12 protein-coding genes and 1 pseudogene are annotated in these 12883 nt (G+C 41.5%); 5 read left to right on the top strand and 8 right to left on the bottom strand.

Translation table 11 applies throughout. The features are described from left to right. Positions 1 to 17: 17 nt before the first annotated feature. Together AC3EBE_RS17115 and AC3EBE_RS17120 are read right to left on the bottom strand one after the other, a co-directional pair. The gene (locus AC3EBE_RS17115; protein ID WP_488596256.1) at positions 18 to 1751 is read right to left on the bottom strand and encodes a glycosyl hydrolase family 18 protein; all 1734 of its coding nucleotides are present in this window, start codon (positions 1749 to 1751) and stop codon (positions 18 to 20) included. 127 nt (positions 1752 to 1878) lie between these two features. Then, positions 1879 to 3315 carry a phospholipase D family protein gene (locus tag AC3EBE_RS17120; RefSeq protein ID WP_488596257.1) on the bottom strand — a complete coding sequence of 479 codons (1437 nt, stop codon included), beginning with the start codon at positions 3313 to 3315 and terminating at the stop codon, positions 1879 to 1881. 193 nt (positions 3316 to 3508) lie between these two features. Between AC3EBE_RS17120 and plsY the strand changes: the two genes are divergently transcribed. Further along, on the top strand, positions 3509 to 4093 hold the full coding sequence (gene plsY / locus AC3EBE_RS17125) for a glycerol-3-phosphate 1-O-acyltransferase PlsY (RefSeq protein ID WP_488596258.1): 585 nt from the start codon (positions 3509 to 3511) through the stop codon (positions 4091 to 4093). A gap of 81 nt (positions 4094 to 4174) precedes the next feature. On the opposite strand, the gene AC3EBE_RS17130 is transcribed toward plsY, so the two are convergent. Then, complete coding sequence (locus tag AC3EBE_RS17130) at positions 4175 to 5014, bottom strand: STAS domain-containing protein (protein ID WP_488596259.1); 840 nt, start codon at positions 5012 to 5014, stop codon at positions 4175 to 4177. A 590-nt stretch (positions 5015 to 5604) separates the two neighbouring features. Between AC3EBE_RS17130 and AC3EBE_RS17135 the strand changes: the two genes are divergently transcribed. The 4 genes from AC3EBE_RS17135 (at position 5605) to AC3EBE_RS17150 (ending at position 9175) form a co-directional block, all read left to right on the top strand. Then, positions 5605 to 6558 carry a two-component system sensor histidine kinase NtrB gene (locus AC3EBE_RS17135; protein ID WP_488596260.1) on the top strand — a complete coding sequence of 318 codons (954 nt, stop codon included), beginning with the start codon at positions 5605 to 5607 and terminating at the stop codon, positions 6556 to 6558. A 104-nt stretch (positions 6559 to 6662) separates the two neighbouring features. After that, the gene (locus AC3EBE_RS17140; RefSeq protein WP_488596261.1) at positions 6663 to 6851 is read left to right on the top strand and encodes a hypothetical protein; all 189 of its coding nucleotides are present in this window, start codon (positions 6663 to 6665) and stop codon (positions 6849 to 6851) included. A gap of 757 nt (positions 6852 to 7608) precedes the next feature. Then, the gene (locus tag AC3EBE_RS17145; protein WP_488596262.1) at positions 7609 to 8784 is read left to right on the top strand and encodes a CapA family protein; all 1176 of its coding nucleotides are present in this window, start codon (positions 7609 to 7611) and stop codon (positions 8782 to 8784) included. Between the two features lie 97 nt (positions 8785 to 8881). Then, entirely contained in the window at positions 8882 to 9175 is a 294-nt protein-coding gene (locus AC3EBE_RS17150) for a HesB/YadR/YfhF family protein (RefSeq protein WP_488596263.1), read from the top strand. 10 nt (positions 9176 to 9185) lie between these two features. Here the strand turns inward: AC3EBE_RS17150 and AC3EBE_RS17155 are convergent, their stop codons facing one another. From AC3EBE_RS17155 to AC3EBE_RS17175, 5 genes and pseudogenes are all read right to left on the bottom strand, one after another. After that, positions 9186 to 9494: a hypothetical protein gene (locus AC3EBE_RS17155; RefSeq protein WP_488596264.1), complete on the bottom strand. Its 309-nt coding sequence runs from the start codon at positions 9492 to 9494 to the stop codon at positions 9186 to 9188. Further along, complete coding sequence (locus tag AC3EBE_RS17160; protein ID WP_488596265.1) at positions 9495 to 9938, bottom strand: acyl-CoA thioesterase; 444 nt, start codon at positions 9936 to 9938, stop codon at positions 9495 to 9497. A gap of 5 nt (positions 9939 to 9943) precedes the next feature. After that, entirely contained in the window at positions 9944 to 12265 is a 2322-nt protein-coding gene (locus AC3EBE_RS17165; protein ID WP_488596266.1) for an AAA family ATPase, read from the bottom strand. A 122-nt stretch (positions 12266 to 12387) separates the two neighbouring features. Continuing rightward, positions 12388 to 12612, bottom strand: a complete 225-nt coding sequence (tlp, locus tag AC3EBE_RS17170) for a small acid-soluble spore protein Tlp (RefSeq protein ID WP_488596267.1) — start codon at positions 12610 to 12612, stop codon at positions 12388 to 12390. 79 nt (positions 12613 to 12691) lie between these two features. Further along, positions 12692 to 12883, bottom strand: a pseudogene (locus AC3EBE_RS17175) (hypothetical protein); the annotation flags it as partial.

Below are 12883 nucleotides of genomic sequence, written 5' to 3' on the forward strand. Positions count from 1 at the left end.
AAACTCCAATTTTATCATTATTTTTTTGTAACAGTTTGGTCATCACCAGGTTTTAATGCGGTCCAGGCAGTGTGGTCAGCAAAAAAACGGGACCAGGCTGCGATGCCCGCGAGTTGATATTTCTTTGATAGCTCGGCTCGCTTTCTTAAGGATAATTCGTCCTCAAGCCAAATTTTATAGGTTGTTTTATCATATTGTACATAATGCTCCACATAATTTTGTCCGGAGTCCGGATCATATTTTATCTTCGCTTGGTTTTCAGCAACCCATTGCTTTGCCTTATCCATCGATAGAGATTTAGACGTTACTTCGATCGTACCGTCCTCTTTTTCTGTTTCTGACCAGAGCCTAGTATACAAAGGTACACCCAGGATCAATTTTTCTTGAGGGACGATTTCAAGCAGGCTGGCCAGATTTTTCTCCACCCAGGGCAATGAAGAGACACTTCCTGCAACTGGTGAGCTTGCCCAGTGTTCATCATATGCCATAACAACGAGATAATCGACGGTCTGGGCCAGCTTTTCCCGCTCATAAAATTGGGACCAGTTTACGCTTCCAGAAACAAAGGTTATATCCATGGAAAGGACAAGCCCGGCCTCGCGGAAGAACGGAGCTGCCTCTCTGACGAATTGGGTGATTAATGGGCCATCCTCTGGATTTACGTTTTCAATGTCAAGATTGATTCCCTGAAGTCCGTACATATGGGAATAATGCAGCAGCTGGCGGATCATTGATTGCCTCGTCTCATAATCCTTGAACGCTTTGTGAGTCAAATCCGGATCAAAAGCATTCGTGAATAGACCCCAAATATGATAGCCTTTTGTTTTTGCCCAGTTGCTGTATTCCGCGGACGCAAGGCTTTTTATGGAGCCGGCATCGTTTTCCAAGTGGAACCATGTCGGTGAAATGACATTGACTCCAGGCATTTCGGGTATTTGCGCAGGATCTGGATTTTTTGTATAAACCGCTTCCCATGTCAGCTGGATCGGCCCAGTAAGCTCTGGGAGTTTCTTCGGAGGGATTGGCTTTGAAGCTGCTATTGTTTCTGTCTTTCCAGGGATAATGAATTTTTTCTGTATGTATCCTGCCACCCCATCTGCCCTCCTCACATAATAGTAATCTTCTTTTTCAGATTCCAGATAAAGGAGCTCGCCGCCTTCTGCCTGCCCTGTATAGGGATGTTCGAGGCCAGTGCCTGTTCGCAGCCGCAGCTTTTCAGGATGAATATCACTTTCTGTCACAATCCCGGTTTTCAGCTCTTCACCTTCAGCTTGAAATATAAGTGCTTCTGAATCGTTCATTACTTTGTATTGATAAGGTAAATAGCCAATGACAGGATCCAATGAAATATAAAGCTTCCCATCCTCTGACCTGATTGGCATGATTTGCAGCTCTACTGGCTTTTGGTTGATAAAATATGTAAGAGAATCAGTTGGCATTTGCACTACTTTATCCTTGGTCGTAAAAATGACAGACTCAGATCTTTGATCATAAACGATAGAATCATCTAGTATCTTTAAGAATTCAAGCGGGACATAATAATTCTGATCATAAAACAAAGCGTTTCCGGCCTGGCTCCCTTTGAAAAGAATTGGATGCTGACCAGTGAAATATTCCTTTTTTTCATTGGAAGCAAAAGGATAGAGCAAATATATAATAACAGATGATAGTAATAGTGCAGAAAAGAACAAGCCTGCTAAGATAAGTGTTTTGGAAATGGGTTTAGTATTTTTTATGTTTAGTTGAGCCATCCATGTATTCCCCCTTATTGATTATCGTACTTAATGAAATTGGAAATGAGAAGGGAAATTTGCTTGATGGATTAAATAATTGAAATCTGCCCAAGTAAAAAGGCCCCCCAGCAAGGGAGCCTTTTCGTCAATAGCTTGTAAATTGGAGGATTTTCTGGATCCAGTAGATGATATATTTGAATGGAGTCATTTCATCTTTGTTCTCTTCATAATCCAAGGTGTATACACCTTGCTCATTATTCCACAGCCGGTGGAAGTATTCTTTAACATCCTTGACAACCTTGGCATTGGCTGGGGCATCGATTTTAAGATTGGTTTCCAGATTCATGTCATCCAGATTTCGTCTCGTGAAATTGGCAGAGCCACCGAGAATCATGCCCTTTTCTCCGTGGTCTATATAGATCATTTTTGTATGATATTGCTCTTCCCCGGCATTATACCATTTGATTTCAATGTTTTCGCTGCCCAGCTTTTCCATCTCTGCCGAAACAGGAATGTTAGGAAGACCTGATTTCTGGTTTCCAAAAGCATTAGTGTTAGGGTCCAGGATGATTTTTACCTTTGCTCCCCGGTCAGCGGCTTTATCAATTTCATCAATGACATTCCTTTCAGCAAGGTAGAACATGCCTATCCAAATTGTATCTCCTTTGCCTGCTTCTTTCAGCTCTTTTAGCAGATGCTTGAAAATCTTTCCCTCTGTCAGTACCTGGACTTCAATTGGGCCTGACTCATCCTCTCTGTCGTATTCAGGGAGGTTTCCATCTCCAGAGAAATTAGCTACAGCCTGTTCTGACTGCAAAAGATCTCCAATGACATTTCCGCTTGTTTCAAAAGCGATGTTGGAATGAAAGCCACTTGCATCATGAGGATTTGCAGAAGCAACGATTGCTGATTTTTCTGTAACGAAGATTTTCCGATGGTTCGCTTTCAGATTAAGCAGTTCCAGATAGGATCTTAACGTTACATCAGGTGCGTTCTTTGCCATGGGATTAGGTATCCATCCTTCCCCTGACTGCCCAAACCACTGAAAAAAGACTCTCCACACTGCCGTATACAAAGGATTGGAATCCCTTAATGGGTCAAGGTCAGTGAAAATGACCTTGATTCCGTTATCCCGAAGCTCTTTCAGTGTATCTGACTTGTGTGAACCATAAGTAAGATTTATTTCATCAGTAATAAACACTATCTTGATATCTTTATGTTTTTTCTTTTGGGCAATCAATTTTTCACTTATGCTTTCGCTGATTTCAGGATAGCCCATGTCTTTTTTATAATAGTCATTGAATAAGAACATGTCCAGAACGATAAAATCCTCTGCTTCACCTATCCTTTTTAAGATTGTGTCGAAGATTTCCTGTTCAAATTTCTTTTCCCCATCGTTGGCAGTATAGGTTAAATCGGAAAGAAAGCGGACATCCTTGACTTTATGGACCTTCCCTTCATAGGAAAGCCCCTCAGGCAGATCTTTGTGAGTATGGTGGTAGGCGGTGATGCCTACTAACAGCACGAACAACAGTAAAATCAGCAGTTTTTTGTGTTTGATTGCTTTTTTCGCAATTTCCATATAATAAACTCCTTAGCTTAGATACCTTACTTATTTACTTTTTAAGTCAGTTATAAACTTAGCATGTATCTGACAGCTTCTCTGCCCGGCTGAAATTTCGCCGATAAGGCTTATTTGTACAAGATTTGCATGGAGTTTTTGATAGAACATGGTAAAATAAAAGAACCGTATAATCATTAAAGGAGAATTTTTTATGGCATTAAACGCAATTATCATTCTTCTCGCCTATTTGCTGGGATCGATACCTTCAGGATTGATTGTAGGTAAGGTGTTCTTTGGAAAGGACATTCGTGAGCATGGAAGCGGCAATCTTGGAGGAACGAATACCTTTCGTACTCTTGGGGTCAAGGCCGGGATGGCCGTTAGTATCGCGGATGTATTGAAGGGTACCCTTGCTGCATTCCTGCCTGTATTTTTTGATTCGGAACTGCACATGCTCGCAGTCGGGATATTCGCAGTAATTGGCCATATGTATCCTGTTTTTGCAGGTTTTCGCGGCGGCAAGGCAGTGGCAACTTCAGGCGGAGTACTCCTCGCTTATGCACCGCTATTATTTGTCTTTATGCTCTTATTCTTTTTCATTTGTCTGTACATAACAAAAATTGTGTCATTATCATCTATGCTGACCGCGGTCGGAGCATTCATTTATTCACTCTTCACTGCAGACTTGCCTCTAATCATTGTTGTCGCTGTACTTGCGTCCTTTGTCATCTATAGGCATCGTGCAAATATCGTGCGCATCCGCAATAAAACCGAGCCAAAAATTAAATGGCTGTAAAATAAAGCCGGCAAACAGAATTAAAATTGGTTTGCCGGCTTTATTTTTTTATAAGTGATTCTATTAGACAATCACGGAATTTTATTTACGGACAATTCCAAAGGCTTTTAAGGCCTGCCCTAAATTGTTATATATTTTGATATCGTTGAATTGAATACCAAGTGTGACGACGGACTGCGCAAGTTCTGGCCTCATACCTGTTATATTCACTTCTACTCCTGTAAGCTTTAGGCTGTCTATGATCTTGAACAGCTCCTGAGCAACCATAGTGTCGACAATGAAAACTCCGGAAAGGTCCATGATCAAACAATCTACTTCCTGTCTGCTTGTTTCCCTTAAAGTGTGCTCCATGAGCAGTTTTGCTCTATGCGTATCAATATCCCCGATAATCGGCAGGACAGCCACGCCATCCACAATGGAGATGACAGGTGTGCTAAGTTCATCAATGACCTCCTGCTGGGCGCGCAGTCTTTTGTTTGTCAATCCAGTATAGGCATTCGTGAAAATCAATATGATTCCATCTATAAAATCATTTATGAACTTGCCTGCCTGCAAAGCCATGATACCACTAATTTTTTCCTCTGCACCGGCCAAGTCCTCTAATGTATTCCAGGTGATTGAACGGATGATATTAAAGTGCTGGATCGATTGAAAAAGGGTGAGCCCAAGCTTTACTTTTTCTTCGCTGACTTCATTTGCCCAATTCTCGATTTCAATTTGATTGGTTTCCCCGACAGCTGAGTCTGCCAGGAGTTGAACGAATTGCTGCAGCTGTTTCTTATAAATTTCCTCCCGATTAAGATCTGATAGTCTTAAATAAGTTTCTGGCTGAATCCGATTAATTTCGAATTGAATCTCAGTAATCCAAGAATCCACATTTTGCGTCACAAATTCCTTAAATACTCTAATAACATAACTCATTAAATGTTTTTCCCCTTTTTCTGCGCTTTATGTTCTAAATAAAAAAAATTTTGTTCTTTATTAAAAACAACTCAAAGAAACTGGTATAATTAAAATGCAAATGTCATATAAATTCGAAAGAAATCGAAATTGGGTTCCCCTTTTCTGTCTTATGGAATTCCTGAAGAAATTACCCGATTCAAGTCGGATTCAAACAAACTTACTATACTTTTGGCTTTGTTAAACAAGGCAGTTGATTTTCGTTCCAGGCGCTTCGCTTTCCTCTGAAAAATTATGAAAAAGCCCAATTGCCGGCTTTTTCAAGAGCGAATTTTTCTTGGGGTGTGCGGTGAGCCTCCTCGGCGCTTCGCTTCTGCGGGGTAAAATGGACCCTTCTTTTCGGGCCATTTCTACCGGGGTAAAATGAACCCTTCTTTTCGGGCCATTTCTACCGGGGTAAAATGAACCTTTTTCCGGTTCACTTCTACCTAGGTCTCACCTGCCCGCTTAATCCCGAAGGAGTCTACGCGCCTTCCACTACAATCAACAGCGTTTAAAAACCAATATTCAGCTTTAACAGAGCCTTACTTTTAGAAAAGAAGGGTTAATAAATGAAAAATTCTCAAAATTATCTTTTGATTCCGAATGGCTTTAACTTTAATTGCCCCCCAACTTTAAAAAATTCAATCAATCAAGAAGTTGTTCTTAAAATGGAGACAGAAAGAAGAGTATCTAAGGGCCATGTTTCCCCCACTTCTCTTCAGCAGCCCATAATCGAACAATTATTAGCCCGAAAAATGGAACTGGAAGAAGAATGTTTATTGCTGGAAAAAGAAATTGGAGCAAAACAGGAAAAACTTAACCAGCTTCAGGAAGACATAACCTTAGTACAGTTTCACCACCAGGCAACAGTGACAAACAAACTGGCCGCTGGACTTGCACATGAGATCCGGAATCCCCTGACGACTATTAAAGGTTTTATCCAGCTAATAAGACAGGAACTTTACTCTGCAGGAAAAAAAGAGCTGGCTGATGTTGCTTTGGATGAAATCAATCGTGCAAATGAACTGATAAGCGATTTTCTATCAGTATTCAAGAATACGATCACTAAGAAAACAACACTATCATTAAATAAGCTGATTACGCAGCTGAAAAATTTATACTCAAGTGAAGCATCGCTAAAGGAAATCTCCATGTGTGTTCATACATTGGATGAGGAATTGACAGTATTTGGGGATGAAAAACAATTAAAACAGGTGATTATGAATCTTCTCCAAAATGCATTTGATGCAATAACTGACAGCTCAACATATAACGGTGAAATAATTATTGAAACTGATAAGGACGAAGAATGGGCCATCATCAGCATTATTGACAATGGACCAGGTATTGCTCCTGCAGCGGAAACAAACCTATTCACGCCTTTCTTTACAACAAAGGAGAATGGTACAGGTATAGGTCTGGTCATCAGCAAGCAAATTGTTGAGGAGCATGGAGGCGTCCTTTTAGCAGAATCCAGTGCTGGGCATACGAAGTTCTCAATCAGGCTGCCTATAATTGCATAAAGGAGCGGCAGCAAAGTCAAAAAATTGTCATAACCCCCAGCGTTATGGGCAGGGAAACACTGGTAAACTATAGGTAAGATATAAAGAAAGGATGGCGGATTGACATGGAAGATGTGTTAAAGCCAACAGGTCAATATACTTTCTCTACCTCCACTGCTGAGGTCTCACCGCCGGAGGATTTTGTTGTTGAGTTCATGGCAGAGCAAAACGAAGCAGACAAAGTCAGCAATAAAATGATTAAAATACACAATATAGATGAACTTATGGATTTCCTCGAACAATGCGAGTGCTGAAAGAAACAGCAATATAATAAATAGCGGATACAGCATATGTATCCGCTATAATTATACCTTTAAAAGCTTAAAGCGCCCCACACCAAAAACATCTTTCGTGTAATCTAGCCTAGTGTGATCAAAATACACGAGGTCCCCCTCATGGATCAATATCTCGACAGGTCCGAATGTGAAGATTTTATCCTTTGTTAACGGCCGCTCCTCCAGAGCAGCTCTGAGCTGCGGGCCACCTCAGCCAATGCCCATTGTAAGCCTTACATACAGTTTTTCCCCATCAGAACTTTCACTGTTTATTGCTTTGTGAAGTATTTTATACGCACTCTCGGTTATATCAAACATAGTATTTTCACCTCTTTTAATCAATTTTAAATATTTTTAGGGTGTTTTCGCAAAGATTGTTGCCTCTAGCATTGTTGAAATGAGATCCTTTTGCTCTTCGTTCCAGGCGCGCAGACTCCTTCGTGATGCAGCGGGACAGGTGAGACCCCGCAGGAGCAAAGCGAAGCGCCCGGAATGGAAATCAACAGCATTTTATTACAAAGCCTTTTAAAAAAACATGTGATTACCTTTTAAAAATAAGAGGTTTCTTTCAGAAATAGAAACTATTTTTATATACCCTACATATCGGATTTAATAAGCAAAATGTGACAAATTGTCGTCATGCTCACAAAAGCTATACTTTTCATTTCTTTTTTATACTATATTATCCTTAAAGGCAAAAAAATAAAGATGCCTACGACATTCTGGGGAGAACGTCATGAGAAAAAAGCGACGTAAAAGAAGATCATTTATTGGTTTAACCATTGTTGCAGGTTTGGGGATTGCAGCATCTGCCCTATTATTCCAAATGTATGAGGATGTCCATGCAAAAGACACGACTGAACTGCAAAGAGTTCAAACACCTCATATTCCCAGATCCATGGATATATCCGGGAAGGTTTTTATCCAAACTATCAAATTGGGAGCAGTCGGAGATATTTTAATTCATGATACTTTATATGAAGATGCTTTTACTGGAAAAGGATACGATTTCATGCCTATGTTCAGTTATGTTAAAAATTACCTGACGGCTCCTGACCTCCTGCTCGCCAACCAGGAAACCATACTGGGAGGAACCGCCTTGGGATTATCCAGCTATCCAGTTTTCAACAGTCCTGCAGAGGTTGGTAACGCTTTGCTTGATTCAGGGGTGGATATCGTATCAAATGCAAATAATCATTCTTTGGATAAATCAGAAAAAGGCGTGCTTTCCTCTATAGGCAATATGGATATGGAAGGGCTTCCTTATGTTGGCTCATTTAAAGATAAACAGGACCGGCAAACGCTAAGAATACTGAATAAACACGGCATAAAGGTATGCTATCTTTCGTATACTTACGGAACCAACGGGATTCCAGTTCCGATGGGCAAAGACTATCTGGTCAATTTGATTGACCGGGAAGTGATGAAATCAGAAATACAGCGTGCCAGAAAGCAGTCAGATATTGTTGTCATGAGCGTACACTGGGGAAATGAATATCAGCGCTTCCCGACTGAAGAGCAAAAGCAGCTTGCCCAATTTTTAGTTGATCAAGGCGTAGATATAATCTTTGGCCAACATCCGCATGTTCTCCAGCCGATGGAATGGCTGAATGCAAAGGACGGCAGGAAGGCACTGGTCGTATACTCCCTTGGCAATTTTCTTTCTGGCCAGATGTGGGACTATAAGGATATAGGCGGGCTGGCTACAGTTGAAATAACTAAAGAAGTAGTGTCAGGAAAAACTGAAATAACAATCGATCATCCAGAATTCATGCCAACTTTTGTGTCCAGCCGCAGGCAGAGTCATTATCAAGTTGTCCCCCTCAAGGAAGCTGGGAAATATGGCCTTGCTGATGCAGAAAATAAATACTTGGAAATCATGAATCATATGACTCAATTCATTAAAAACTAATCCTAAAATGCCTTGTCCCTTTTGTAAAATCCTCATATGAGGAGGCATGGCTTAAGCTGTGTTATACTGGTCCTATCGGCAATGGAAGGAGATCGACATGAAAATTACAATCAATGACCAAGCCGCAGCCTGGTATGAAAATGAAATGGACCTATCACAGGGAGGGTACCTGAGATTCTTCGTCCGTTATGGCGGATTCAGTACGGTGCAGAAAGGTTTTTCACTCGGCGTTTCAAAGGATGAACCGGATCATATTGGAGCAAGTACTGAAAAAAACGGAATTACTTATTATATCGAGGAAAAAGACCTTTGGTATTTCGATGGCCATGACCTTATCGTGGATTTTCATCCAGTCGGCCAAGAACCGGAATTCAAATTTGAAAAAGAGTAAGGCGCTGGCCTTACTCTTTTTCATTCTTTATTTCTAGCTGATTGACAAGTCCTTCTTTTTTCAGGATTTCAGCCTGTTTTTGCCCGAATAAATCATAATGTGGAAAATCCTTTTTTCTGTCATCAATCCATTCAGGCATAAGCCCATATTTTCTTCCCCAGTCAGCAAGCTTTTTCCTATCCTTACAGCCAACTTTTGTTACAGTTCTACAGCCTGGAAAACGATCATCGATCCAATAATGTGTCAGGAATGCAATTTCCCCTTCATGAACTTTCCGCTTCCAGTTTTTTAGTTGTTCGCGCTTAATGCCAAAGGCCAATTATCTCTCCCTGCCTTCTTCATCTGGCTGCTTACGGGCACGCATGTAAGCCTCATGCCAGTCAGGATAGTTTCTTTTTAATGAAATCGGCCTGAAATTTTCTCTTTTTACGCAAACATGCCTTGAACTTCCTGTCAATGACAGCTCTCCATCATTGTTATATATCTCATACTTGTACATGGAACGAAATCCGTCATATTCTTCGACCCATGTTTTGATTGTGGCAGTATCCCCGTAACGCAATGGCTTTTTATAGGAAGCCTGGATATCAATGACAGGTGAGATTATGCCATCCTTCTCCATATCTGAGTAATTAAAACCTAAATCCTTGATTAATTGAGTCCTTCCGAGCTCCATCCAGACTAGATAATTCGCGTGATAAACAACGCCCATCTGATCTGTTTCAGCATAACGGACTTCAATTTCCTTTTCAGAAATATGCATTCTTTTTATTCCCCTTTGACTTTATTTAAGGCTGTTTCGAAATCCTGTTTATCAAGATATAATGATTGTTCATCGAGGTCTTCCGGATTACTGGATTCCAGTAACCTGAACGCTTGTGCCTGGATTGCTTCATCTACTAAATTCGTTGCAAATCGTCCATTCCCGTTTATTTCTGTATTGGAAAGTTCTTCGGATAAAAACAAGGCTGCCTGGTCAGTAATTTGATATAGATATTTTACTGCGTAATTTTTTATGATAATTAGCAATTCATCAACAGTATAATCAGGGAAATGGAAAAATTTCTTGAACCTCGACCTGAGACCCGGGTTGCTTTCAAGCAGCAAGTCCATTTCTGTTGGATATCCAGCCAGGATGACGACCAGGTTTTCATTATGGCGCGTCATTTCATCCACAAGTGTGTCAATGACTTCCTTTCCAAAGTCTCCAGATGACTGTCCCAGCAGAGAATAAGCCTCATCAATGAACAGGACTCCGCCCAAGGCTTCCCTTATCTTTTTCTTCGTCTTAATGGCAGTTTGGCCCACATAGCCAGCAACAAAATCCGCACGGCTGCTGACAATCAGATGGCCGCGTTTTAGCATCCCGCATTCCTTCAGAAGCTCTGCATAAATTTTGGCAACTGTTGTTTTACCTGTTCCCGGATTACCGGTGAATACGGAATGAAGCTGGACAGGTATTGATGGCAGCCCTTTTTCCTTTCTTAATTGCTGCATCCTTACAAAAGATATCAAAGTCGTGACCTCTCTCTTGACCATATCCAGTCCCACAAGAGCCTGCAGCCGGTCGAGCGGCTTATCTTCAATTCTTTGAGCCGGAGCCTCAAAATCTTCTTTATCCAATAAAGTAAAGGCTGTAAGATCGTCACCGTCTGCCTGCCTTGCCCCTTTTTTGAAGATTGCCTCCAATACCAGGTTTCTCACGGTTCTGGCATTTCCGAACGTATCGTCGACCCGCTCTTTTTCAATCCTGTCCTTGAGCTCGAGTTTGGCTGCTTGTGTCATCGCATAATCATTATCCAATGCAGCATGTTCCGCTATTTGCATAAGTTCATCATCTGTATAATCCGGCAGGTGAATGAAATTTGATTGTGGAAAGCGGCTCCGCAATCCGGGATTTGCATCCAGAAATTGGCGCATTTCTTCCGGATAACCAGCTAAAATGACAGCAAATCTGCCACCATATTCTGTGCCTGTCATTAACGAAACAAGAGTATCAATGGCAGTCTGTCCATAATCATTGCCTGTCTGCCCCTCTCGCTTCAAGCTGTAAGCTTCATCTATAAACAGGACTCCTCCAAGTGCCTGTTCGACGATTTTTCTGACATTTTCTTCTGTTTGCCCTACGTAGGCACCGACAAGCTGAGATCGATCGGCTTCAACAATTTCCTCGCGAGGCAAGACACCAAGCTGGTGATAGATCTTCGCCAGGAGTCTGGCAAGTGATGTCTTTCCAGTTCCTGGATTCCCAGTGAGAACCATGTTAAGGCTTTGATCGTCCTTCGTATTAAGCCCCATCTCCTTGCGTTTTTGCTGATATTTCAAGAATCGGTAAAAATCATTGACCCTTTCTTTTACAGATTCCAATCCGACCATATTATTCAATTCTTCCAAAGGATCAACGTCTTTCTCGATATGATTCTCTTCTTCAAATTCTGCCTTCCATTGCAGCTTGATCTCATCTATGGTCTTCAGGCGTTCTTTCATTTCTTCATAATGGACGGCTGTATGGAAAACCCCTGTAACAGACTCCTCGTAACGCTCTGTTGCTTTTAGGAGGGCAGCCGTTTCTTCAATTGATTGTTCCAGTAAATGGATTAACCTGTTGAATTTTTCTTCAACCACAGATTCATTCACATCAAAAGTTGTCCTCTTTAACTCAGTAAGCTGATCTTCAGCATAGTTCAGGAATTCCTGAGAAATATCAATATACTGTTCGGCAGTCTTCTTTTTCAGTGCTCGGTTATCTGTTTCCCTGATTCGTGGAAAAACCAGCTGATCGAACAGTGAGCCTTTGTTCTTCCACTGATTTGATGCAAGCAGATTTCTTGCCCTGCCATTGGAGGGATCCACTTCGATCGCATTCTTAAGCCATCCCAGAGCAAGTGAATCAAATCCCTTCCTGAAGGCTCTGGATTGTGCAGCGATGGTGAGGATTTTCGATAAGACCAGTTCATCATTGCTATCGCTAATCTCCTTAATCGCGGTGATCAACGCTGCTTCATCCCGAATATAACCATTATTCTTTATTTCATCTTCCCATGCTGTTATTTGTTTATTTATGGGGAAATCACTTTTATATTGATTCATAATTATCACTTCTTTTTTTAGTTTACAACTGGTATCTTATCACATTTCTCTTTAAACGGAAAAAGACCCGCCTGTGCGCAGGCAGGTCTTCCAGGTACCATGTATTAAGGTGCTAGCGACATTTACTGTTGCTGGTTATGAGCCTCATCCTTGATTTCAGCTCGGAACGCATCAATGCTTTCACGCCTGCGTTCATTTTTTGCTTCGATTCTTGCCTGGTCCTCAGGGCTGGAATTCACCATTGCAGCTTCTGCATCCTCCATATTCTCAATTGTATGGTGGATCATGGACTGCAATTTTTCAACGTTATCGCCGCGGTCGTCTGGCTTTGGCCTGTTATTCGCCATAGTAAAGTACCTCCCTTTTAAAAAGTACATCAATAGTATGTGACCGGTGAGCTTGAATATTAGCGGAAAACAGTGGATATTAATTGGGGAAAGCAGAAAGAGCTCCATTGAGGGGATGTTTCTTCAAAAATGGCTCTGTTAAACGAGGCTGTTGATTTTCGTTCCAGGCGCTTCGCTTTCCTCGGGGCGTGCGGTGAGCCTCCTCGTCGCTTTGCTCCTGCGGGGTCTCACCTACCCGCTTCATCCCGAAGGAGTCTTCGCGCCTTCCACT

The sequence above is a fragment of the Mesobacillus sp. genome (assembly GCF_057785455.1).